This window comes from Butyricimonas paravirosa, assembly GCF_032878955.1.
In the GTDB taxonomy this organism is placed as follows: Bacteria; Bacteroidota; Bacteroidia; order Bacteroidales; family Marinifilaceae; genus Butyricimonas; species Butyricimonas paravirosa.
Genome location: NZ_CP043839.1, coordinates 239,656 through 265,234, shown reverse-complemented (window position 1 = coordinate 265,234; position 25,579 = coordinate 239,656). Strand labels below are relative to the sequence as shown.

At 40.9% G+C, this 25,579-nt stretch carries 20 protein-coding genes; 7 read left to right on the top strand and 13 right to left on the bottom strand.

Annotated elements, in window-relative coordinates; genetic code table 11:
- The first annotated feature begins 6 nt into the window (after window positions 1-6).
- The 4 genes from F1644_RS01040 to F1644_RS01025 all read left to right on the top strand — a co-directional run bounded on the left by F1644_RS01040 (window position 7) and on the right by F1644_RS01025 (window position 6,902).
- Window positions 7-2,586: a TonB-dependent receptor gene (locus F1644_RS01040; protein ID WP_158571940.1), complete on the top strand. Its 2,580-nt coding sequence runs from the start codon at window positions 7-9 to the stop codon at window positions 2,584-2,586.
- A 4-nt stretch (window positions 2,587-2,590) separates the two neighbouring features.
- A complete protein-coding gene (locus tag F1644_RS01035) occupies window positions 2,591-3,562 on the top strand; it encodes a DUF4249 domain-containing protein (protein WP_158571942.1) in 972 nt (323 codons plus the stop codon).
- A 66-nt stretch (window positions 3,563-3,628) separates the two neighbouring features.
- A complete protein-coding gene (locus F1644_RS01030; protein WP_118302344.1) occupies window positions 3,629-4,573 on the top strand; it encodes a DUF4249 domain-containing protein in 945 nt (314 codons plus the stop codon).
- Entirely contained in the window at window positions 4,527-6,902 is a 2,376-nt protein-coding gene (locus tag F1644_RS01025; RefSeq protein WP_158581811.1) for a TonB-dependent receptor, read from the top strand. Before F1644_RS01030 ends, F1644_RS01025 begins: the two co-directional genes overlap by 47 nt.
- 102 nt (window positions 6,903-7,004) lie before the next feature.
- Here F1644_RS01025 and ftcD read toward each other — a convergent pair whose 3' ends face one another.
- The 8 genes from ftcD to purH all read right to left on the bottom strand — a co-directional run bounded on the left by ftcD (window position 7,005) and on the right by purH (window position 17,398).
- Window positions 7,005-8,705, bottom strand: coding sequence for a glutamate formimidoyltransferase (ftcD, locus tag F1644_RS01020; RefSeq protein ID WP_087420247.1), 1,701 nt, complete (start codon window positions 8,703-8,705; stop codon window positions 7,005-7,007).
- 164 nt (window positions 8,706-8,869) lie between these two features.
- Window positions 8,870-10,123, bottom strand: a complete 1,254-nt coding sequence (gene hutI / locus F1644_RS01015) for an imidazolonepropionase (protein WP_118302348.1) — start codon at window positions 10,121-10,123, stop codon at window positions 8,870-8,872.
- An 83-nt stretch (window positions 10,124-10,206) separates the two neighbouring features.
- Window positions 10,207-11,631, bottom strand: coding sequence for a rod shape-determining protein RodA (gene rodA, locus F1644_RS01010; protein ID WP_118302350.1), 1,425 nt, complete (start codon window positions 11,629-11,631; stop codon window positions 10,207-10,209).
- Window positions 11,624-13,465 (bottom strand): penicillin-binding protein 2, encoded by a 1,842-nt coding sequence (gene mrdA / locus F1644_RS01005; protein WP_118302352.1) that lies wholly within the window; start codon window positions 13,463-13,465, stop codon window positions 11,624-11,626. Before mrdA ends, rodA begins: the two co-directional genes overlap by 8 nt.
- Window positions 13,466-13,499: 34 nt before the next feature.
- Window positions 13,500-14,006: a rod shape-determining protein MreD gene (locus tag F1644_RS01000; protein WP_087420243.1), complete on the bottom strand. Its 507-nt coding sequence runs from the start codon at window positions 14,004-14,006 to the stop codon at window positions 13,500-13,502.
- Complete coding sequence (gene mreC, locus F1644_RS00995; RefSeq protein ID WP_087420242.1) at window positions 13,999-14,826, bottom strand: rod shape-determining protein MreC; 828 nt, start codon at window positions 14,824-14,826, stop codon at window positions 13,999-14,001. The genes F1644_RS01000 and mreC overlap by 8 nt, the downstream gene beginning before the upstream one ends.
- A gap of 4 nt (window positions 14,827-14,830) precedes the next feature.
- Window positions 14,831-15,853 carry a rod shape-determining protein gene (locus F1644_RS00990; RefSeq protein WP_027202431.1) on the bottom strand — a complete coding sequence of 341 codons (1,023 nt, stop codon included), beginning with the start codon at window positions 15,851-15,853 and terminating at the stop codon, window positions 14,831-14,833.
- A 6-nt stretch (window positions 15,854-15,859) separates the two neighbouring features.
- Entirely contained in the window at window positions 15,860-17,398 is a 1,539-nt protein-coding gene (gene purH / locus F1644_RS00985) for a bifunctional phosphoribosylaminoimidazolecarboxamide formyltransferase/IMP cyclohydrolase (protein ID WP_118302354.1), read from the bottom strand.
- 198 nt (window positions 17,399-17,596) lie between these two features.
- Here purH and F1644_RS00980 point away from each other — a divergent pair, with 198 nt between their 5' ends.
- Window positions 17,597-18,067: a hypothetical protein gene (locus F1644_RS00980; protein WP_118302356.1), complete on the top strand. Its 471-nt coding sequence runs from the start codon at window positions 17,597-17,599 to the stop codon at window positions 18,065-18,067.
- On the opposite strand, the gene F1644_RS00975 is transcribed toward F1644_RS00980, so the two are convergent.
- Both F1644_RS00975 and F1644_RS00970 read right to left on the bottom strand, forming a co-directional pair.
- Window positions 18,068-19,345 carry an outer membrane beta-barrel protein gene (locus tag F1644_RS00975; protein WP_118302358.1) on the bottom strand — a complete coding sequence of 426 codons (1,278 nt, stop codon included), beginning with the start codon at window positions 19,343-19,345 and terminating at the stop codon, window positions 18,068-18,070.
- Window positions 19,338-19,871 carry an RNA polymerase sigma factor gene (locus F1644_RS00970; RefSeq protein WP_118302360.1) on the bottom strand — a complete coding sequence of 178 codons (534 nt, stop codon included), beginning with the start codon at window positions 19,869-19,871 and terminating at the stop codon, window positions 19,338-19,340. Before F1644_RS00970 ends, F1644_RS00975 begins: the two co-directional genes overlap by 8 nt.
- 194 nt (window positions 19,872-20,065) lie before the next feature.
- Between F1644_RS00970 and F1644_RS00965 the strand changes: the two genes are divergently transcribed.
- Window positions 20,066-20,815 (top strand): hypothetical protein, encoded by a 750-nt coding sequence (locus F1644_RS00965; RefSeq protein WP_147344484.1) that lies wholly within the window; start codon window positions 20,066-20,068, stop codon window positions 20,813-20,815.
- 176 nt (window positions 20,816-20,991) lie between these two features.
- Here the strand turns inward: F1644_RS00965 and F1644_RS00960 are convergent, their stop codons facing one another.
- A complete protein-coding gene (locus F1644_RS00960; protein ID WP_118302364.1) occupies window positions 20,992-22,770 on the bottom strand; it encodes an aminopeptidase P family protein in 1,779 nt (592 codons plus the stop codon).
- Between the two features lie 651 nt (window positions 22,771-23,421).
- Here F1644_RS00960 and F1644_RS00955 point away from each other — a divergent pair.
- The gene (locus F1644_RS00955; RefSeq protein ID WP_118302366.1) at window positions 23,422-23,856 is read left to right on the top strand and encodes a helix-turn-helix domain-containing protein; all 435 of its coding nucleotides are present in this window, start codon (window positions 23,422-23,424) and stop codon (window positions 23,854-23,856) included.
- A 67-nt stretch (window positions 23,857-23,923) separates the two neighbouring features.
- On the opposite strand, the gene F1644_RS00950 is transcribed toward F1644_RS00955, so the two are convergent.
- Together F1644_RS00950 and F1644_RS00945 are read right to left on the bottom strand one after the other, a co-directional pair.
- Window positions 23,924-24,829 (bottom strand): dihydroorotate dehydrogenase, encoded by a 906-nt coding sequence (locus F1644_RS00950; RefSeq protein ID WP_118302368.1) that lies wholly within the window; start codon window positions 24,827-24,829, stop codon window positions 23,924-23,926.
- On the bottom strand, window positions 24,817-25,578 hold the full coding sequence (locus tag F1644_RS00945; protein WP_118302370.1) for a dihydroorotate dehydrogenase electron transfer subunit: 762 nt from the start codon (window positions 25,576-25,578) through the stop codon (window positions 24,817-24,819). The genes F1644_RS00950 and F1644_RS00945 overlap by 13 nt, the downstream gene beginning before the upstream one ends.
- Window position 25,579 lies beyond the last annotated feature (1 nt).

The window sequence follows — 25,579 nt, the reverse complement described above, 5'->3', positions numbered from 1 at the left end:
TGTATCATGAGAGGAAATGCTCAGGAAGTCTTTTCATTTACATTTCGTGAAACTCCCGTGGAGGAGGTGTTGAAGAAAATCGAACAACAGGCGGGATATATATTTTCATATTCACCTTCTATTTTACAACCATTAGCTCAAAAGACAATATCTATAAAACAGGCTAATTTAGAACAGGTTTTGAACCTTTTGTTTAAATCATCAAACATCTCTTGGGAGAAATTGGGAAGATATATCATTTTAAAACCGGGGAAACGCTTTTTCTCTGTTTATGGAAGAATATATGATAAAGAATCCCGGGAAAGACTGATTGGAGCCTCTGTTTATGATTCCCGGTTGCACGTGGGTGCGGCAACCAATAATTACGGGTTCTACACGTTAATCGTACCGGAAGGAGAAGTTTGTTTAAACTACTCTTACGTGGGTTATCAAAGTGCCTCATGTCAATTTTATTTGAAATCGGATACCGTGATTCACGTCGAATTACAGCCCATGTTGAACTTGGATGAAATTGTTGTAGTTCAACCCAATATCCCCGAATGGGTAAAGAATTCGCAACCGGGACAACTGGAATTTCCGATCTTGACTGCAACCGTGATTCCCAAACTCTTGGGAGAGAGCGATCTACTGAAAGCGGTTCAGTTATTTCCCGGTGTGCGGGTTGGCATGGAAGGAATAGCGGGAATACAGGTCCGAGGGGGCAATCGGGATGAAAATCAATTTCTGATAGATGATATTCCGTTGTATAACGCGAATCATTTATTGGGATTTTTCTCGGTATTCAATTCTGATGCCGTGAAAAACGTAAATTTCTACAAATCAAGCTTCCCGGCTCGTTACGGGGGCCATCTTTCTTCCATCATGGACATACGTTTGAAGGAAGGTAATCTACAAGAATATCATGGTAGTTTTTCTATCGGCCTTTTATCCAGTAAATTTAATATTGAAGGCCCCATGGAAAGAAATCGTAGCTCGTTTAATATCACGGCTAGAAGAACTTACTTGGATTTAATTGGAGCTCCTATTTATGCGGCGATAAATAACACGAATGATAATAAAGAAAAGATAGGATATAATTTCACGGATATAAATATCAAGCTGACCCGCGTATTCTCGCGACGGAACACCTTGTCTTTTATTCTATTCTACGGGAATGACTATTTGAAATATAAAAAGGATGAGAAAGACTCCTATTTTGAACCGGACCGTAAGCGAGATTATATGCGTGGAACGTGGGGAAATTGGGGTGTCGGATTACGGTGGGATAAAATGATCTCCACAGGATTGTACGCGAATACGGTGCTTTCTTATAATCAATATCGGGCTTTTATGAATAAAAGATACCGACATGAAAATTCATCGGGTGACACCATCCGGTTAAAAAAGATTCGTTTCAAATCCGGTCAGGAGGAGTGGAGGCTGAAAAGTGATCTAACTTGGGTCATGAATCATTGGAACCGTTTGTATTTCGGGGGACATTACATTTATCATGTTTTTACACCGGAAAAACGAATCACTCTTCATAAAGTAATGGAAGAAGAAACGCCTTCCCGGAAACGGGTAAACTATAAAGAATATGCCCATGAAGTAGCCCTTTACATGGAAGATGAAATGACGATAAAAGAGAAATGGATCGTGCATCCCGGAATTCGGGGTATATTATTTCATGTCGGGAGTACAAATTATTTTTCACTGGAACCTCGATTCTCCATGCAATATAATTGGACGGATCGTTGGGAGACAAAGGCTTCCTACACGCTGATGTCCCAATATATTCATCAGTTGGGAAGTAGCACGATGAATATGCCTACGGATCTGTGGGTGCCGGTTAGTGATGATGTGAAACCTATGAAATCACATCAATGCGTGTTAGGTGTTTATTTTCACCCTTGTGTGCGATGGCATTTTTCTCTTGAAGGATTTTATAAAACCCAGAATCATCTGCTAGACGATTACAACGGGGTTGATATCACCCCGGAATATGCGGATTGGAAAGAAAACGTTCATTCCGGAAAAGGACATTCCTATGGATTGGAGTGGATGGGGCAAAAAACAGGGGGAAAGACAAATGGATGGATAAATTATACTCTTTCCCGTGCTTATCGTTGGTTTCCGGACGGTTCAATCAATCAAGGCCAACGTTTTCCGGCGAAATATGATAGCCGTCACATTCTGAATCTGGTTTTACTGCATAAATTCAGCAACTTTTTTGATATAAGTGCCACGTGGACATTCAATAACGGTTTTTATACGACGCAACCATTGGAAAGATATGATACGCCGACTTACCTACCGGGAGAGAAAGGAGAAGAAAAGAAGGATATCATATTTCATATTGAAAAACGTAACAACATGAAAACACCCGATTATCATCGTTTGGATTTGGGATTCAATTTCCATCGTCGTCGGAAACATGGAATTTCCACTTGGAGTATTAACCTGTACAATGCTTATTGTAGGTTGAACACGATAGAATTAAGCCCCGATTATGATTCTAAATATGGTGATCGGGGAGAGCGACAATATTTTAGTAATGATTGGCTTTTCCCGATCATTCCCTCTTTTTCTTACACGTTTACTTTTTGAGATGATGAGAATAGTGATTTTTATATGGATTGGTTTATTTTATTGCGGGTGCAATAATTCAGAAGAATATGATTTTCGAGGAAAGGTACCCGAAAGTCGCTTGGTACTTTATGCTTATGCAGAAACGGATTCTTTGCTATATGCTGAAATATCGAAATCAAGAACATACACGGACAACACGGAAATGGATTCAACGTGGAATGTGAGAGGGCAGGTGTACATGAACGATCAGTACGCGGGGGAATTAAAACCCGTGGGTCATAACCGTTATTCATCAGACGTTCGCCCTAAAGCGGGAGATAAAATCACGATAAAAGTTACCTGTTCGGGATTAGAGGAGGCAGTCGGTTCTACCATGGTATGCAATTCGTTCCCGGAAATCCAATTAGATACTTTCAGTAAAATGAATGCCCTGCAATTACGTGTTCAGATAAAAGATGGGGGAGAAACGGAGAATTATTATAGGCTGGTGGTTGAAAATGAAAGGTTCTATCATGGAATCCGTTGGAAAGAGGGACAGGTAAAAATAGATTCTTCCACGACTTATTCTTATGACGTGGATCTTTCCGGGGATGAGTTATTATCACACGAAATGATCACGACGATTTTCGGAAAAGAGATAAATGTCAACCCGTATCAGGTATTTACGAATGAAAGTTTCCGGGGAAAGGAACGAATTATCCACGCAAGCGTAAGTCATCCCTATGCATACGAGAGGGAAACATGGGTGATCACGGGTGACGGAGACACGATCCGGTACGTGGAAAAGGAATCCTATCGCTTGCGGGTGAAAGTACTCCGGATTGACAAACCTTTGTTTGATTACCTGTACTCCTTGGGGATTTTTGAACAACAATCGACCATGTATAAAGAACCCGTTAAGGTGTATTCCAACGTACAAGGCGGGTTTGGCGTGGTGGGAAGTTGTTTCACTCGTGAAGTGATCATGGATTTTCGGGCAAAATCTGAAAAATAAAAAATTAGAATAGGGGTTTTCCGGTTTATTGACTCTTAAGAGTAGAAAACTTAAAAGAATCAATACATGAAAAAAGAAGTTGTCGGAATGTTCCTCGTATTATTGGTATGGGAATTATTATTAAATGGATGTGAGCAAAAATTGCACCTTGATTTAAACGCCCAATCTCCCGTTCCGGTTGTAAATAGTATTTTAATGGCTGGTGACGATTCTGTTCGTGTGCGGGTCACTTGGACAAAAAACGTCTACGAACAGGGTGATTTTCCCGTAGAGGCAAATGCTTTGGTAAAATTGTACAAAAACGATCATTTCGTGGGTGAATGTCGGTACCGGAAAGAGGGATGGTATGTCATTACCCATCACGTGGAGGCTACCGGAGTTTATCGGGTAGAGGTAGACATTCCGGGCAAACCGCTTGTCTGGGGCGAAACCAGAGTTCCGGCCCCCTTGCTGAATGCAAGCATAGAATGTGACAGCCTGCAGGAACGGATTATCAATCGGTGGACTGATCGGGAAGAAGAAAAAAACTACTATTGGCTGTCATCCACCCATTCCTCACAGAATGGGGTGCCGGACACCTTGCACATGGAACTTCAGTCGTATCTTCAAACGAATAGCACGCTACCCGATGCCTTTAACCGCAGTTTTGACTTTGATGAAGAAATTCCGGCAGAATATGATTACTATTTAAGGGTAGAGGATAGCGGTTTGTCCGGGAAGGAGATCGAGTTAAGCTACAAGGGACGGCGTTCGGGGTATTATTACTGGGAACCGGACACGGGATGCTATAAAAGTACCCGTTTTATATTGAGCCTTGATGAAAATTACGATCGTTACTTGAAATCGTCGATCGTGAACGACGATTATCTATCGGCAATGGATTCTGAACCCTTGTTTTATGCTCCTTTGTGGACTTATTCTAACATACACGGGGGAACCGGGCTGGTGGCCTCTTATTCAAAATATGAAGATTTATTCATTCAAGTATTCACGAAACGGGAGGAATGGTAAGATGAAACGTATTTTATTCATATTCAGCATTCAAATTTGGATTGTATTTACTTCTTTCGCGCAAAACGTAACGTTGAGCGGGTATATTGAGAACAAGGCAACAGGGGAACGATTGGTAAATGCCACGATCGTTGAAACGAAAAGCGGGCGGGGATCAAGCTGTAACCGATATGGTTTCTTTTCACTCTCTTTACCTCGTGGAGAAAACCATTTATCTGTAAGTCACGTGGGATTTACCCGTGTAGAATCTATCATTAACTTAAAAACGGACACATTGATTGTCCTGTCGTTAATTCCCGGAAATTGCTTGGAAGAAGTGTTGGTTGTGGAAAAAAAGAATGCTTTTTCATCTGCCGTGGGAAAACATACCTTGTCTTTAGATTGGGTGAAACGAATGCCTGCGGTTCTGGGGGAGGCTGACGTGTTGAAATCCCTTCATTTCCTTCCCGGTGTGAATCCCGGTCAGGAAGGGTTAACCGGTTTTAGCGTGAGGGGTGGTAGTCCCGACAACACTCAATTTTTACTGGATGGCCTTCCCGTGTATAATGTGAATCACGCTTACGGGTATTTTTCCGCTTTTAATGGAGATGCCCTGCAAGACGTTACGCTTTACACGGGTGATCTTCCCGCTCGTTACGGGGGGAGCTTGTCTTCCGTGCTGGAAGTGACCATGCGGGAAGGGAATCGTAAAAAATATTCGGGAGACATTCATGTTAGCCCGGTGGCCGGCTCCGTCGTTGTGGAGGGGCCACTGAAAAAAGATAGGGCCTCATTTCTCGTATCGGGAAGAAGAACTTGGTTGGACGGTTTACTATGGACAGGACAAAAGATCGCCGGGAGTGATTTCTCGACAGGTTATAATTTTTATGACTTAAATGCTAAAGTAAATTGGGAAATCAACCCGTATAATCGGTTGTATATAAGTATGTACAATAGCCGGGATTCTCGTTTCGCAACATGGAAAGCAAAGGATTCCAAACATTCCGACCGTTTCCGGTTTTACTGGGGTAATCTTAGTGTTTCGGGGCGGTGGAACCATCTCTTTAGTCCTACCTTTTTCTCTAATATCACCTTGTATTATAGTCAATTCAATAATAGTCAAATCATGACGGTATATAACGAGAGTGTCTCTCAATGGGAGCAATCGAAGACAAATTCCCGGTTACGGGATTGGACTTTAAAAACCGACTCGGAGATTGCTATCGGGGAAAAGCACCGCACCCGATTCGGAACGGTTTGCTCTATTAAATATTATGCCCCGGAAATGTCATATATCGGTAGTGTAAACTTGAATGAAAACGTGAGAGACACGACCACCGGTAATGTGTATTCGCTGGAAACTTATCTGGAAGATCATTGGCAACTGAATGATCATTGGAGCGTGGACGCCGGAGTTCGTTTTAGTTTACTGGCGGTGCCCCACGCCCGTTATTATTCCTTGCAACCTCGTCTCTCTATTTCGTACCGGATAGGAGAAAGCGTGTTATTCAAGACCTCATGGGCAAGGATGCAACAATCGCAGCACCTGTTGACGAGTAATTCGATGGGCATGAATACCGATTTGTGGGTTCCTGTTACTCGGCGAGTAGCTCCCGCATCTTCGGATTTGTTTTCGATAGGTTGTTTCTACGCCTCTGCAAATACATGGAATTTCTCGATAGAGGGATATTTCCACCGGATGGATCACGTGGTGCGTTACCAAGATGGTATTCTTTTTCTTAAAACAAAGGACAGGAGCTGGCAGGATTATGTTGACATGGGCAAAGGACGAGCATTAGGAGTGGAGGTTATGGCAAAGAAAACTACCGGAGCCTTAACGGGGTGGGTTTCCTATTCGTGGTCAAAATCGGAACGTCGTTTTGATCATGTAAATAACGGGGAATGGTTCCCATTTGAATACGACCGTCGGCATAAGTTGAACGTGACGACCAATTACACGCTCCCGATCAAGGAAAAATGTAAGTTCAACAAATCATTTTCAATTAATTTTACGCTTGCGACCGGGAATTACATCTCGATAGGGAAACAATTCTATCATGCGGCCCCGATGCCTGAAAGTTTTCAAACAGATGCAGACAACACGCAATACCGGGAATATATTGAACGTCCGAATAATTTTCGAATGCCTGCCTATCATCATTTGGATATATCATACGTTTTGGATAATCGAAAAGGAAAGGGAAGTTCATGGGTATTCGGCATTTATAATTTGTATGCCCGTGAGAATCCTTCTATCATATACCATAAACAAACGAAAGAAGGGGTGACTACCCGAAGTTGGAGTTTACTTCCATTTGTACCGTCCGTGACGTGGAGTTACCATTTTTAAACTACCCCCACCAGCTCCCCCTTACACAGGGAGAGAGCTGATTATCAAGCGTTTTTCACTCCTGTGTAAGGAGAGCTGGTGGGGTAGTTTATGAATAAATCTTTAGATTTTTGAATTCACGATATTCAAAATATCCGTTTCCATTTGTTTGGCCATTTCAACCACTTTTTCACCTCTGGAAATAATATCGTTAGCATATTCTTTATCATCCAATCCGGCTGCATTGATCTTCACGTTCAAGAAAGCGCCGATTACTCCGGAACGAGCAGCCAAAGCACCAACTCCGGCATCAGTTACAGAATTCGGATTACCGATCTCTGCCATGGCTTTCACCACTTCCATACATTCGTAGCAAAGCATCATCGTTTTGAACGGTACTTCGGTAGCAAACTTGGTTGCATCTTGAATTGCTTGGTGACGTGCAGCTTTTTCTTCGTCTGTTTTCTTCGGTAATCCGAAGGCATCCATGATACGATTGAAAGCGTTAGTATCCTCGTCAACCATTTTGATTAATTCAACTTGATAAGCTTTTCCTCTTTCAGCCCAATTACTGAATTCTTCCCAACGCTCATCCCAACCGCGTTTGTGAGAAGACAAGTTGGCAACCATCGTGGCCAGTGAAGAAGCAAGAGCTCCCATGTATGCTGAAATGGAACCACCACCGGGAGCCGGAGATTCTGATGCTGTTTCATCAGCAAATTCATGAAGATTCATATCGATCAAGAATTTCTTTCCTTGATTCATCTCATCTTCCAGAATATACTCGATGATTTTCTTTCTGGGTTCGAACGGATACAATTCATCCAAACCTAAAGATTTCACGGCAATCTTGATCAATTCTTTATCCGATACCCCGGTAGAGCGTTGTTGTTTACGCAAGAAATAACGTCCGGCATCCAACATGGCTTTTAATGGAATTACACCCACTAACTCGGAACCGGTTACACGAATACCGCGATCCTGTGCTTTACGGCATACTTCGTCGAAAGCCTCATGTACGGAAGTCACGGAAATATCCGTCAAGTTCATGGAGATCTGAGCAATTCCATACTCTTCGATAAACCAACCGATAGCCTTCACAGACTTCAAAGTTCCCGGGATCATCACGTTTTTACCTTTCTCGTCTTTCACGATCTTACCGGTAATAGGATTTCCTTCTCTCTTAGCTCTTCCTCTTTCGCGTACGTCAAAAGCGATCGCATTGGCACGACGGGTAGAGGTGGTATTTAAGTTCACGTTGTAAGCCACCAAGAAGTTACGGGCTCCAACAGCCGTAGCTCCGGTTTTAGCCGTCCACTCGTTCAACTCACGGGGACCGAAATCGGGATGCCATTGTTCACTGCTTAAACGCTCTCCAAGAGCCTCATATTCTCCGGCACGGCAAGTAGCCAAATTTCTTCTTTCCGGGGTGAAGGCTGCACTCTCATAGCAATATACCGGGATATTCAATTCTTCACCGATACGTTTTGCCAAAGCACGTGCGTATTCCACGGTTTCTTCCATCGTGATGTTTGATACCGGAACCAAAGGACAAACGTCTGTAGCTCCGAAACGGGGATGCGCTCCCTTGTGTTTTTTCATATCGATCAACTCGGATGCTTTTTTAACGGCACGGAAAGCGGCTTCACATACTTCTTCCGGAGTACCAACCATGGTAACAACCGTACGGTTCGTTGCTTTTCCCGGGTCCACGTCAATAAGACTAACTCCTTCAACAGCCTTGATTTCTGCTGTAATCTGATCTATAATATGCATATCGTTCCCTTCACTGAAGTTCGGAACGCATTCGATTAATTTTTTCATATATATTAATTTTATAATTTGACAAAAAATAAATTTAGTATCGATTTCCTAATTACTCAATCATGAAATCGTAAATCATCAATCAATAAATCTTCTAAGGGTATCTTATCCGGTACGCTTTCCGAATCCATACCTTTTTGTAATGTGAATAGGGCATAGCTTCCTTAAATTTGTTCTCCGTTTAAGAATACCGCTTCAACTAAATCCGTCCCGTAAGCGTATGGAAGATACTCTATTCCAGTAATCGGAGTCGTGATATAGAAATTCGCTTTTTTACCCACGGCGATACTACCCAACTCTTCTTCTACACCCATAGCGTATGCCGAGTTGATGGTCGTTGCGTTAATCACCTCTTCCGGCAGCATTTTATAATTCACGCACCCGAGAGACATCACGAATTTCATGTTTCCGGAAGGAGAGGAGCCGGGATTAAAATCCGAAGCCAAAGCAACAGGAAGTCCGGCATTAATCATTTTACGAACCGGAGAGTAAGGCATATTCAAAAAGAATGCAGCTCCCGGTAACACGGTCGGCATGGTTTCACTACCTTTTAATGCAGCGATTTCTTCATCCCCGACATATTCAAGATGATCCACGGATAAGGCATTGTATTTTACCCCGACTTGAATACCACCCGAGTAATCCAGTTCGTTAGCGTGTATCTTCGCACGCAATCCGTATTTCATTCCGGCATTTAACATCCTGTCCGTGTCTTCCACCGTGAAGAATCCTTTATCGCAGAACACGTCGATATAATCAGCCAAATCCTCGGCAGCAACAGCCGGAATCATTTCATTAATGATTAAATCCACGTATTCCGTCTGCCGTCCCTTGTATTCCACCGGAACAGCATGAGCACCTAGGAAGGTGGACTTTATGGTTAAAGGTGTTTCCTCGCTCAGTCTTTTAATCACACGCAACATTTTGAGTTCACTCGCCGTGTCCAAACCGTAACCACTCTTGATTTCCACGGCTCCGGTTCCAAGAGAGGCAATCTCTTGCAAACGGGCATAAGCTGAATCAAATAACTCTTCCTCCGATGCCTTCCGGATACGTTCGGCTGAATTCAAAATGCCACCACCTCTTTGGGCAATCTCTTCGTATGATAAACCTTTGATTTTATCAATATATTCTATTTCCCGGCTTCCGGCATACACGATATGCGTGTGGGAATCACAGTAGGCGGGGAGAACCAAACGTCCTTTGGCATCTATTTCCTTCACCGTGTCCGTGCCCTCGTAAATCGCATCTTGATTCAATTCGCTCATTTTACCGAAAGCCTCTATTTTATCCTCGTTAATCAGAAGGTAGGCATCGTCAATGATACCCAGTTTTGCCATGTCGGCACCCGTAACCCATTTACGTGGTTCTTCCTCAACCTGAACAAGTTGCTTTATGTTTATAATTAATGTTTTCATTCTTCTCGTGTTTAATTCATTTGGGAACGAATGTATTAAAATCCTTGAAAATCCACAAGGAAAGCGTTCAGAAAGTTTATTTATTATCTAAAGACTTGTAAACGATTGGCATCTAATCTCAAAAATATAAATATAAGAATGGTAAAAGACCATAGTGATGATCCCCCGTAACTGAAGAATGGAAGAGGAATACCAATAACAGGTGCCATTCCAATGGTCATTCCAATATTGACCGCCACGTGGAAGAATAGGATAGAGGCTACTCCATAACCATATATCCGGGAAAAACTGGAACGTTGTCGTTCTGCCAGTTTGATAATTCGTAAAATAAACACTGCCAGTAGCACGATGACGAGGGTACTCCCGATAAATCCCCACTCTTCGCCAACAGTGCAGAAGATAAAGTCTGTACTTTGCTCCGGAACGAAGTTCAATTTAGTCTGTGTTCCTTGCAGGAATCCCTTACCCAGTAATCCCCCGGAGCCTATTGCAATTTTGGATTGCGTGACATTGTATCCTGTTCCCTTGGGATCTACTTTTATACCCAGTAACTCGTTAATACGATCCTGTTGGTGAGGTTGAAGATGATCAAAAGCATAATTCACGGAAGGAGCGGCCCCGACGCATAACCACGAGATCAGTAACAGGGTAATCATGTTTTTCATCTTCCGTTTATATATCGGGTAGATCGAGGTTATACTTGTAATCACGTAAACGATAAGTAACATATAATAATCGGAAATCGATAGATTAAACATCCATTTAATCAAGACGAAAAGCCCGAAACCACACCCGATGAACAGGATGATCTGGAATAATTCCCGAATATCGTGCCGATAATAATAAAAGGCTATCAGTGTTCCCCCGATAATGACAAGCAATACCGTGAAAGGGGTATACAGCAATGCCATGATAAATATAGCTGCCGCCACGAAACAGAGCAATAGGATAGAGCCATGCAATCCTTCCCGGAAAAGAACGAGTATAAAACTACTGTACACGAGAGCTGACCCCGTGTCGTTCTGCAAGATAATCAATCCCGCGGGAAGAGCTAAAATTAACCCGATGGTCAAAAGGCTGGAAAAGCGCATTACCTTGAAATTATGCCGGCTCATGACGTAGGCTATGGCCAAGTTTGTTGCAAATTTGGCAAACTCCGCCGGTTGAATGCGAAAATCCCCGACTTCAAACCACGAACGCGCACCCTTGGTTTCCGTACCAAAAAACAGGACGGCAATCAACAAAAATATCATGATGCCGTAAATGACCATCGAGAAGGTGGTAAAGAATTTACTATCCGTGAGTAGAACGAGAAAAGCAAGCACGAAAGCCGCCCCGATCCAAATCAACTGTTTCCCGTACTTTTGAGAAATATCAAGAATACTGCTATGATTTTCATCATATACTGCTGCGTAAATATTTATCCACCCGATTAATACAAGCAACAGGTATAATAGAATGGAAACCCAATCTATGTTGGCAAGTAGGTTATTAGATCTGCTATTCATTGCTCGTTTCTTTTACTTTACTGGTTGTATCATGGATCAGACTACCTTGGAACATCTCTTTTTCAAGAGGTTTCTTCTTGTCGGATATTTTTCCTTTTAAATATTTCTCTATTAATAAACCGGCAATCGGGGCCGCGTAGCGTGATCCCCAAACCCCGTTTTCAACATATACAATCAACGCGATCTTAGGATCTTCTACCGGGGCAAAAGCAATAAACACGGAGTGATCGTCACCATGCGGATTTTGCACGGTTCCTGTTTTTCCGGCTATTGCAATCGAATCCACCTGAGCCCGTCGTCCGGTTCCCCCCTTGATAACCATTTGCATTCCTTCCACGATAGGGTCAAAGTGTTTCCGGTCAATGGGAATAACGTGCTTTTTTATCTGGCTGGAAATCGAGTCATTTATTGATCTTACAATATGTGGTGTGATATAGTATCCCCGGTTCGCCAAAATCGTGGCCAAATTCGCCATTTGAATCGGCGTGATCATTAATTCTCCCTGACCAATGGAAAGAGAAATCATGTAGGAAGGGTACCATTTTTGTGTTTTAAACACATTGTCGTAATATTCCTGCGTGGGGATAGAACCGGATACTTCATTGGAGAAATCCGGGCATATCTTATTGCCGAACCCGAAGGACATCACGTATTTCCGCCATTCCCCGTAAGCATTTCGCACCGTTTTATATTCCGGTAATTCCAAGATTCTCTTGAAAACATTGGCGTAATAGGGGTTACAGGAATTTTCGATGGACTGGAGTAAATTCACGGGAGAACTATGGTGGTGACACTTCATGAATTTTCCTCCGACAATATAAGCTCCTCCACTACACGTACATTGTGTTTGCAGGGAAATCGCTTTTGTTTGTAAACCAATCAGAGCCTGAACGGTTTTGAATATGGAACCCGGGGGATATTGTGCCATCGTCGTTCTGTCAAATAGGGGTTTCAAGGGATCATTTAGCAATTTGGAGTAATTTTTCCCCCGATCCAAGCCGACCATTAATTGCGGATCATAACCGGGACTGGACATCTTGACCAATATTTCTCCCGTAGAAGGTTCAATAGCCACGATTCCGCCTTTTTTGTTCTGCATGAGTTCGTAGGCGTATTCTTGTAGGTCAACATCTAACGTGGTGTATAGATTTTCACCGACAATGGCATCTTCGTCATATTCTCCGTCCGCAAACGAACCCTTCACCCGGTTTTTATTGTCGACAAGAACGACCCGTTTTCCCTTGGTACCGCGAAGGTGTTTTTCGTATGTTTTTTCCAACCCACTGATCCCGATGTAGTCTCCTTGTGCATAATAGGGATCTTTCATCTGTTCGGAATTCACCTCTCCGATATAGCCGAAAACATCTGCAGAATGGCTTACATTATATTTTCGTAACGTTCTGGTTTGTATGTAGAAACCCGGATAACGATAAAGTTTTTCTTGAAGGACAGCATATTTGTTTCCGGGGATCTGAGAAACAAGAACCGAAGGTTTGAATTTCGCATAATCCCGACAATCCTGAATCCTTTTTTCCAAAGATTCTTTCGTTATATCCAGAATGGAAATCAATTCTAAAGTATCAAATTTTTTTACCTGGTTGGGGATAATCATTAAATCGTAGGCCGCTTGATTATCAACCAAAAGTTTGTTATTCCGATCATATATTAATCCTCGTGCCGGATATTCGGTTTCCGTCCGCTGGGAATTATTTTCAGCCATAACTTTATATTTGTCGGACACCACCTGATAGGTAAACAATCGCAGGAGGTACACGACACATACACTGATAATAATTCCTGATATAATCCCTTGTCTATACCCGAATTTGTTCATTTCAAGAATTCATTAATCGATTAAAACCACGCTTTTATTGCTGTACTTTCTTAATTCCGATGAAATAGTAGAGTAGCATGAATAACATTGAGATAAAGGTACTTAAAATAATCCGGATAATCGAGATCAGCATATCGTTAAAAGTAAAGGCCTCTGTCAAAATCAGTACCACGTTAAATAACAGCGTGGAAACAAACGTGTATTTCAGAAACCACCTGACATCCGTCAGACCTTGCCCTCCATGCGTGTCGTCTATTTCTTCCCGGGTAGAGGTCAACTGCAATAACCGGGGACGAATATAAGCGATGAAAGTAGATGCCGCGGCATGAATACCGACCGTGTTATCAGCCAAGTCCATGATTAAACCTAAAAAGAACCCGAATAACAGTAATGGTATACCTTTCATCTTATAAGGTAAGATGTAGAGAGCCAGAATATAAATGTTCAAGTAAAAATAGGAGCCAAGGTGGATATTATCCACGATTACAATCTGTAATAAAGAAAGTATCAACAAATGAATGAAATAGTTTATATTATTCATGATAGTTTATGGCTTCTAAACTTGTTTGCTCATTTTTCTTGTTATTCAATATGACATAAACATGGTTTATGCGCTTGAAATCAACGGCTAGTTTGACCTTTATCTTTAAGAAGTTTGCAGTTTCCTTGTCAACAGATTCTACATATCCCACGACAATTCCTTCCGGAAAGATTTTTGAAAGGCCGGAAGTGACAATCGTATCTCCGGCATTAACTTCCACGTGATAGGGAATATCATTCAAATAGGAGTAGGCATAATCATTACCATCCCATTGCAAGGAACCGTAATAGTTATTCTTTTTTATTTTGGCCGAAATTCGAGAATCCACGTTGATCAAGGGGATGACTACGGCAAAATGATCACTTAAATCCTGAATAAGTCCCACGATCCCTTCCGGAGTACAAACGGCCATTTCTTTCTGAAGACCGTTTTTTCGTCCTCGATTTAAAGTAATGTAATTCTTTGTCCGGTTATATGTTGCGTTGACCTGTTTTGCCCCGATATACTCGTAAACAGGTATACTATCTTGCACAACCGTCCCATGGATAATCGTATCCCGTAAAAGCTCATACTCTTCCAAACGATTTTTCAGCAAGATATTTTCATTTGCCAAAGATTCGTTCATCTCTTTTAGACGAAAATAATCTTTTATGCTCGTGATCGTTGACGAGACGTTTCCGAATAGAGTAGAAGCACTTTCAGAGAAAATTGCTCTCTGATATTCGTTATGACGAATAATCAGAGAGAAACTTACGATTTCCAGTAATATAAAAATAATAGTAAAATGATATTTTAATATCAGTTTTATAATCTCTTTCACATCACTATCTTATAAGGAATGAGAACCTGTCCACGTTCTTTAATGCAATTCCCGTACCTCTGGCCACGGCTCGCAATGGATCTTCAGCAATATGGAATGGAATGTTCAGCTTGTCGGTCAAACGTTTATCCAACCCGCGCAACAATGCACCACCACCGGCCAAGTATATTCCTTTGTTCACAATGTCTGCATACAACTCGGGAGGCGTCTGTTCCAAAGCGGCCAAGATTGCAATTTCAATTTTAGAAATGGATTTCTCGATACAATGGGCTATCTCCTGATAGGAAACAGGTACTTCAACCGGAAGAGAGGTCATCTGATTCGGTCCTTGCACCACGAAGTCGGCAGGAGGTTCATCCAGTTCGGACAAAGCTGAACCGACATGAATTTTAATTTCTTCTGCTGTACGTTCCCCAATCTTGATATTGTGTTGATGTCTCATGTATTCCTGAATATCATCCGTCAAGTCATCACCCGCAATACGGATGGATTTATTCGTAACGATACCTCCCAAAGAGATCACGGCGATCTCCGTGGTACCACCACCTATATCCACGATCATGTTACCTTCCGGGGCTTCCACGTCCAAGCCGATACCCAAAGCGGCAGCCATCGGCTCGTAAATCATATAGACATCACGTCCTCCGGCGTGTTCGGCAGAGTCTCGTACGGCACGTAGTTCAACCTCAGTACTTCCAGAAGGTATACAAACCACAATACGCAAAGAAGGAGAGAAGAACTTGCTCTTTCCGTTTGCCATCTTGATCATACCCCGAATCATCTGTTCGGCAGCGTTAAAGTCCGCAATCACACCATCTCTCAACGGGCGAATGGTCTTTATATACTCGTGTGTCTTACCCTGCATTTGGCGAGCTCTCTCACCAATAGCAATTACCTTCTCTGTTTTTTTATCGACGGCAACAATGGATGGCTCGTTTACAACCATCTTGTCATTCATGATGATGATCGTGTTCGCTGTCCCCAAGTCGATCGCTATATCTTGTGTTAAAAAAGAAAACAAACCCATAATCAATTAATGTTTGAAGTGTCTCATTCCAGTAAAAATCATCGCAATATTATACTTGTTGGCCGCATCAATCGAATCCTGATCATGGATAGATCCGCCCGGTTGAATGATCGCGGTGATGCCGGCTTTGTGGGCAGCCTCAACACAATCAGCGAAAGGGAAGAAGGCATCGGATGCCATCACGCTCCCCGCAATTCGCTCCCCGCCTTGACGAATGGCATTTTCCAATGCCCAGATTCGACTTACTTGTCCCGGACCAACTCCCGTGGTGCATTTGTCTTTTGCAATCGCAATTGCATTAGATTTAGTATGCTTGACAACTTTCCATGCAAACAACAAGTCTTCCAGTTCTTTTTCCGAAGGACGACGATTTGTAACGTATTTCAATTCACCATCAAGCAACTGTTGGTCCATATCTTGAATCAACAGACCTCCCAATACGGTTTTTGCTTTGGGAGAAGTATAATCTCTTTTACTAATATTTGATACTTGTAATAATCTCAGATTTTTCTTTTTGGTAAGAATTGCTAAAGCTTCTTCCGAGAAAGAAGGAGCTACAATCACTTCCAAGAAAATAGGGGACATGACTTCTGCCGTTGCCTTATCTACTTCCCGGTTTACCGCAATGATTCCACCAAAAATAGAAACAGGATCCGCCTCGTAAGCTTTCTTGAAGGCCTCAGCAAGAGTAGCGGCACTACCAACACCACAAGGATTGGCGTGTTTTGCAGCTACAACTGTCGGTTCTTCGAACTCTTTCAAGGTTTCTAAAGCCCCGTCGGTGTCACCGATATTATTATAAGATAATTCTTTTCCATGTAACTGAATCGCCCCGGTCAACGTACCCTCCGTCTCCTGAATTTGGGTATAGAAAGTAGCTGACTGGTGTGGATTTTCTCCATAACGAAGATCTTGTTTCTTTTCGAACGTTAAGGTCAAGGTCTTCGGTGATTGAATATTCAATCGTTTAGAGAAATAGTTGGCTATTAGAGCATCATAGTGTGAAGTATGAATAAACACTTTAGCTGCTAATAGCTCTTTGGTTTCAAGTGAAGTATCTCCATGAGCTTGAATTTCCTCGATTACTTTCGTGTAATCTTCCGGATCTGTAATCACCGTCACGAAAGGATAATTCTTCGCTGCCGCCCGAATCATAGTCGGTCCGCCAATATCGATATTCTCGATAATTTCTTCGTGTGAAACTCCTGCTTTAAGAATGGTTTCCTTGAAAGGATATAGATTACAAACGACCATATCAATAGGTTCTATCCCAAGTTCGGCCATCTGTTGCTTATGTTTCTCGTTGTCTCGTATCGCTAAGATACCTCCCTCAACATTCGGGTGAAGGGTTTTCACTCTTCCGTCAAAACACTCGGGGAATTGGGTTAAATCTGAAATATCTTTCACCTGTAGTCCCTCTTCTTTCAATTTCTTAGAGGTTCCCCCAGTAGAAATAATCTCCCAACCCATAGAATTTAGCGATTTAGCAAAATCAACAATCCCACTTTTGTCAAATACACTGATTAATGCTCTTTTCGTTCTCATCCGGATATTTAATTTTTATTGTTCCAAACGTAATATTACTTGCAGACAAAGGTAAAAAAAGAATATTATTTTTTTATATAAAAAAGCGTTTCGTGCAATATTTTTCTTGCGATCGCTTTCCCGTGTTCAAAAAAACAGTATATTTGATAAATAATTGGATATTATTAAAGGTTTCGGAATAATTTATTTGTTGATATTATGAGCGATAAAGGTGTTGATTTAATTGTTTACTTACTGTTGACGTTAGGTGCGAGTGCAATAGGCTGGTTTAAGGCTTCCAAGGAGAAAAAAGCAAAAAATACACCTCCCGAATTTCATCTTCCGGAAGAAGAACATGATGATTTGGATGATGAGATTGTCGTGATTTCACAAGAACCGGAAATCCCATCTCCGGAACCTGTTTTTGCTCCGATATCAAATAGCGATGAACTTGTAGAAAGAGCGGGGAGAGAGATAAACGTGAATAATTTTGGTAAAACAGATGAAGAACGTTATGCCATGCTTGAGCAACTACAACAAGCAAGAAGAGGACGGACTAAGAAAGAGGTGGCCCTCTTTAAAGATGACGAAGAGTCTAACGAGCAACCAAATAATTCAACCACGGAATCTTTTGACTTCGATATACGTCAGGCCATCATTTCCAGCGAGATATTAAATCGTAAATATTAATTAGAAATTAATTCCGATTCCAGTGGAGAACGTGAACGAGTAAGGTTTAAAATCAATTTCTGCACTCTTACTCAAGGATTGTAAATAATATTTGAATCCGGGCTCCACTTTTATGTGGATTGATTTTGAAAGGGGATACTCGATACCGAAACCGATATTCGTACTGATATTAAACGTTCTGATGTCCTCGGCTTCTCCCATAAATTCTTTCTTCCCATTGTAATTCACGTAAGTATGGTTACGTACCATAAAACTGGCACCAAACCCACCTAACACACTAAATTTTACTCTATTATCATTCAAATGATAACGGAAAATTAAAGGAATCTCGATAGCATCGAATTGCTGCTCGATGCTTCCGTCTTCATCCTGTTCTGTTTTTAACGAAACAAAGGTTTCGGGAGAAGAAACGGTCGCATTGGCTTTGTTTTTTACGCTACCAAGTGGGGTATAGGCATGAGTGTTAGCATTATATGACACCATATCGGAACGAGGCACATACACTTGTGCATCATCCGTCTTTTGTCCCATACGGGAATACCCCAAACCAGTTTCTATTGAGATTCGTTTAGTCGGTTTTACGGCGAAAGTCAACCCTCCACCTACATTAAAAATACCACTCATCTGGCTACTTTCATACTGGGCGGAGCGGGCATTTGTTCCACTCGTTTTATAGCTACCGGACGAATATCCGGGAGAGACATATCCACCTACAGTAAACATTTTAGTATCTTCTGATTTTACTTTATTGGTAGTCTTTACCGTGGTTATACTTTTCCCATCCAAAAGTTCCGTGTATTTACGTTGATTTTCTATCGCATTTTGATTTACCAAAGGGATAAACCCTGCACGAACGGATGTTTTTTTCAAATTACCTTCCGGCTGCTCGTTCTCCAAACTGGTTAAAGTGGAGGTAGAAACCGGAACCGGAGCAAGATGCTCTACGGTATATTCTTCTCTTTTCTTCTTTATTTCTGGTATTGAATGAGGGGTGGAAGTAAATGCTAGTATCTTATTATTATCCTGATTGTTAATGTCTGAGTTTAGAGTGGCAACAGATGTCGGGGTATAGATATTGGTATGTTTGCTTTGCATGAAAAATCCCACGCCGAACAATAATATTACCGCTGCAGCAATACCACTATACGTGTAAATTCGCCTTAGACGTCTTTGTTTCATCACGAAATGGGAGTTTATTCCTTCCCACACTCGTGCTGGAGGTTCAACGGAAACTTGTTCCAAAGCGTTTTTAAATAATTTCTCAATCTTCTCACTCATCTCTCAAATATGCATTTATCTTCCTTTTCAAAATTTCTTTCGCCCGTGCCAGGTTAGATTTCGATGTACCGTCGGATATACCTAGTAATGCTGCTATCTCCTTGTGTTGCATGTCTTCCATGACGTACAAGTTGAAGACCAGCCGGTATTTCTCCGGTAATTGATTGACAAACTCGAACAGCACCTCGGGAGGTATGCTCATGTCATCATCAACATCATCTTCATCCACCACTTCCGGAACTTCTTCGACAACTTGCACGGATCGATTTTTTCTGAATTTCTCTAACGCCGTGTTGATGAAAATGCGTTTCATCCAACCTTCGAAAGATCCTTTTCCCTTGTATTGGCCAATGGACTCCAACACTTTGATAAAACCATCTTGCAAATTATCTTCCGCCTCTTCGCGTGATTTGGAGTATTGGATACATACGGCAAACATTTTAGCCGAGAACATATGGTAAAGTTGTTCTCCCGCTTTTCTGTCTCCCTTTTTGCATCGGTCTACTATTTTGTCCAAATTACACATTGATAACTATTGCTTAGATGCGCTATTTTGTAAATGGTTGCGTTCACTACGCGAAAAAAATGAAAAAAAATCATTATCAGCTAAAAAGCTGTCTTTTTTTTTGCATCGTATTGTTTTTTTGCGAATCTTCGCAGTGTGAAATGAAAATATGTGGTGATAATCACGGAATATTTAAAACTATAAAACAACTAAAAATGAAGACAATCTTAAATTTAAAACAGTACGTAATTTTATTGGTTGCGGCTTTCGCAATGACATCTTGTTTGGATAGCGATGATCCTGCTTTTCAAGTTGCAGGTACAGGATATGTAATCCAAACCATTAGTGAACAAACTGCTAGTGGAGAAGAAGAGGCAACCATTACGAGTAGATTTACACCCATTATTTTAGCGGGAGCAAATGAGCCCATGACAAAATGTAGTGTAAAAGCTCCTGGTGGAGAATCTATTTTAATGACTCAGTTAGATGGTTATAGTGGAATAACATGGGTTTCAAATACATCTTATGGTAGTGAAATGGATAAACTTCCTAGTGGTACATTTACAATAACTGCTTATAATCAAGAGGAAGAACCAGCACAAGGCGTAGCCGTTATAAACAACACGACTGAAATGAAGGCAAAATTGAAAGGGGATGTGGAGTTCAAAGATTCTAAAATCACTGCAACATTCAATAAAGTTGAAGGGGCAACAGATTATTTAGTAATGATAAAAAAATCACGATCATCCATTTTTTACACGTCTATTACTGTTGCAAACTATAGCGCAACAGAACTTGAAAAAGCAGATTGGACTGTTACAATAGATGAAAGTACCTATTCATCTAAAGTTTCTTCTTTGGAAGCAGGTAGCTACTTTCTAACTATTGCAGCTGCAGTTTCTTCATCATCAGGCCTTGTTCTGTATCAAGAAAGTGAAGAGTATGACAACTTTACAAAAAATTAGTTGAATTTGATGTGACGTTATTTCGTATTAGTGCAGAAATAATGCGAGACGATAAATAAACAGACATTCAATTTACAATTTATAGCCGTTTCATCACACGTGTTTCAAACGTAGGGGAAACGGCTATAATTCGTTTATGGTGACTTATCTCGAAACAAACTCTCGCTCAATTCTTATCAAATTGCTTTTGTCTTATTTCGCAACCAAACCCTTTCCTGTTCTTCAAGATAAGGAGATACTTCTTGATAAACCCGTTCGTTGTAAGCATTTAACCAATCGATTTCATTTTGATTTAAAAGTTGAATTAATAGGACTGAAGTGTCGAAATAACAAAGAGTTATTGTTTCAAATTGATAGAATTCTCCAAATTCATTCACCGCTTTGGGCTGGCACACGATCAAGTTCTCGTGACGGATTCCATGTAAACCTTCCCGGTACAATCCCGGTTCGTTAGAGGTTACCATACCCGGCAACATTTCTTGATTCTTTAAATCCGGGCGAATAGATTGCGGTCCCTCGTGTACATTGAGAAAATATCCTACACCATGTCCGGTTCCATGTCCAAAATTCCTAAGGTTCATATACAATGGCAACCTGGCAACTATATCAATGTTACATCCTTTCGATCCTTTCGGAAAATATAGCATACTAAGATCAATCATACCCTTTAAAACAAGCGTGTAATCCTCTTTTTCCAATTCTGTCAGTTCTCCCAGTGGCATCGTACGGGTTATGTCCGTCGTGCCGTGCATATATTGAGCACCGGAATCCACGAGATATAATCCTTTGGGATGTATTTCCGATTGTTGTTCCGGGGTTGCGGAATAATGTGGTAGGGCTGCATTAGGACCATAGGCAGAAATACACCCAAAACTATCCGACACGTATTCTTTATCCTGAGAGCGGAACCGAGTTAATTGTTCTGCTGCTTCCAGTTCTGTTATAGGTTGTTGTGATAATCTATTTTCCAGCCAATAATAGAATTTAGATAACGCAACTCCATCTTTCCGGCAAGCTAATCTAAATCCATCCAACTCGGTTGTATTTTTTACAGCCTTCAGTAAGGGAATAGGTGATTCGATTTCACGTACCTCGAATTTTTTCGCCAGATGATTAAAAACAGCATAGTTGCAAGTATTAGTATCAATGAAATACGTGTTTTCTTTATTCTGTTCATCCAGAAAGAGGAACAAATGATGGTAATCATGTAACTCGATCCCATCTTCTGCCAATTGTTGTGCTATTTCTTGAGAAATCTTGTCTAATTTGATGAATAAATGAGCTTTATCCTTTTCTACAATGGCGTAAGAAATGGCTACCGGGTTATAAGCAATATCGTTACAACGAATATTATATAACCAGGCAATTTCATCCAAACAACTGAATAATATGGCGTCACCATGATTATCGCGTATAAACTCTCGAATTTTACCTATTCGTTCTCCGGCAGATTCCCCGACATATTTTGTATCCAAACGAATTATTTTCTCCACGGGAAGAGCCGGACGATCAAACCACATTTCTCCCAGCAAATCTATTTGTTCCTGGATAGTTATATTTTTAGGGCTTAATGCATTTTTCAGGTTACGTACATCACTAACAGACATACAAAAGCCATCAATTCCTACTTTAGTTCCAGATTCAAGTACTTCAGTCAACCATTGAGGATAATCGACAGCACCGGGAATACGCAATTTATGGAGTTTTATGCCGGAACCGTCCAATTCTTTCTCTGCTTGAATAAAATAGCGGGTGTCAGTCCACAATCCAGCCTCGTTTTTCGTGACCACAACAGTACCATATGACCCGGTAAAACCGGAAATCCATTTTCTCTGTTGCCATGGAGCGGGAAGATATTCGCTATTGTGAGGATCTGTTCCGGATATGATATAAGCCGCAATATTTTCTCGATCCATAATGCGTCTTAATTCGATTAATTTCTCTGGTATATTCATGACTATATTTTTTTATTTCTCAAATGTAGAGTTTTTGTTGAATATAACAAAATAGAGGAAAATTACATTTGTAAAGTCGTTGTGACGAAAGCTATGTGTTACATTTGTAATGTACGTACTGTCGCAAAAAGGGGAGAGGAGTACACAAATGTAATCATTACAAGTGTCAGCTAGCTCAAGGTGTTTCACGGGTTAACAGTTGTAAACAAATCAATCTATAATATTGAATTCCAATAAATAAACGCATAATATATGATGTTTATATTTAATGATGATTTAACCATAATAACGAATTCAGAATATGTCCGTTGTTAATTAGATTTAAATTTAAATTATAACACACTAATATTCAGTGGTTATTAAACTCTAACATAAAGTTTAAGTATAAGTACTGTTCACTGTCACGAACATGTGTAAGTTATTGATTATTAATAATTAGTATGTCTCATGACATAAGCGGCACAATAAAAAGATATAAATACTATGAATCATGTTGATAACAAGTATATTACAACCATAGAATATAAATTGACATATATCATCATGAATCATTGATTACATTTGTAACTCACAGTAATTACAAATGTAATTTTGATTTCTCGGCACGAATGATTACATTTGTAACTCTTGATTTTACAAAATAACAGACCTATGCAAGAACGTTTGAATCAAATTATCGAGAAAAGAGGGTTGACCGCAACAAAGTTTGCCGCCATGATTGGAGTAAATGCCTCTACAATTTCCCATATTCTTGCAGGTAGGAATAAACCCGGTTTTGATATTATCAATAATATAGCTAAAACATTTCCGGATCTCAATCTGACTTGGTTAATCACAGGAAACGGATCAATGGATAATTCTCCTATACAAGAAGAAAAAAATCCGGTAGTAACCGAGCCTACGTTATTTGACATGGAACCGACGGAAAAACAAAATGCACCTATTATGTCCGATAAAAATGTAAAATCAGAAGAAACAAGAGATCCGATAACATCCGTCAGGTCTTTAACGAAACAGACAAAAAAAATAAAACGGATTATATTATTTTTTGAAGATGGCAGTTTTGAGGACTATGAGAAAGAATAAAGAGAATGAGTCAAAAATCCATAAAATCGAACGGACTTTTGACTCACCTTCTTTTGTTTTCTATTTTTTATATCAAGCCAATAATTTCCTTTACAGACTTAAAACCGTTCTGATCCAGGTAATCGTTAATTCCATCAATCACTTTTATCGTTACTGTCGGATCGATAAAGTTTGCCGTACCGATCTGTATGGCCGAGGCTCCGGCCAATAAGAATTCTATCGCGTCATTGGCGCAACTTATTCCCCCCAAACCAACTACTGGAATTTTCACGACTTTGGCAACTTGCCAAACCATACGAAGTGCGACAGGTTTCACGCAGGGACCGCTCAATCCTCCTGTAACTGTACTCAATACAGGTTTTCGAGTTTTTACATTGACAGCCATTCCCATCAACGTGTTGATGAGTGATACAGAATCTGCACCAACTCCTTCCACAGCCAAGGCAATTTCCTGTATACTCGTGACATTAGGAGATAATTTAACCATCAAGTGTTTTTTGTAGACTTTCCGAACTTCCTTGACAACCTCAGCCGCTGAAACACAACTTGTTCCGAAAGCCATACCACCTTCTTTCACGTTAGGACAAGAAATATTCAGTTCGATTGCCGGGATATGATCCAAAGCGTTGATTTTTTCTGCCGTGGCAACATAATCGGAAATAGTTGAACCGGATACATTCACCAGTATATTATTGTTTATGTCTTTTATCGTCGGGTAAATATGCTCGATGAAATAGTCTACACCTTTATTCTGTAATCCCACGGCATTCAACATTCCGGAAGGAGTTTCGGCCATCCGGGGATAAGGGTTTCCTTCACGATGTTTTAACGTTGTTCCTTTCACGATGAATCCACCTAAACGTTCTAAATCAATAAAATCCTGGAATTCAGTTCCATACCCGAAAGTTCCGGATGCTGTCAACACGGGATTTTTCAGGGGTAAGCCGTTGATATTTATATTTAAATCTGCCATTTTAAATCTTTTATATTGAAAATAGGACCTTCCGTACACACGCATTTGTGACCTTCTTTCGTGTCGGTTACACAACAGAGGCATACTCCAATACCGCAAGCCATCGTGTTTTCCAAGGATACTTCACAATTGATGTTATTCTGGTTCGCATACCCCGCAACTGCTTTCATCATCACTTCCGGACCACAACAATAGATATGATCAAATTTTTCTTTCAAAACAGAATGTTGCGTGACATATCCTTTTTCCCCGAAGGAACCATCTTCAGTTGTATAGTATACCGTGGCATATTTTTCGTACTCTTCTTTCCGAAGAATATCTTTATCTGTTCGGGTACCAATCAACACGATAGGCGATAAACCCTGTGCTTTCATGATCCGGGACAAATGCAACATGGGAGCCACCCCGCAACCACCACCGATAAGCAAAGGTCTACCGGAAGTCGGGATAGAAAAATGATTACCAAGAGGTAGCATCACGTTCACTTTATCACCAATTTGTAGTTCGCCCAAAGTTGATGTTCCACATCCCACGATTTTGATAAAAAGGTAAAGTAACCCGCGTGATTCATCCACGTCATGCACGGAGATCGGTCTTCTTAAAAAAGTCGAGGGAGAATGATCCACCCGCACGTTCACGAATTGTCCCGGCTGAATTTCAGGCAATTCATCCGAATGTAACACCAGCAAAATGGTGTCGTGATTTAATCTTTTGTTCTCAGTAACAGTGAAATCTATTAACTTCTTCATA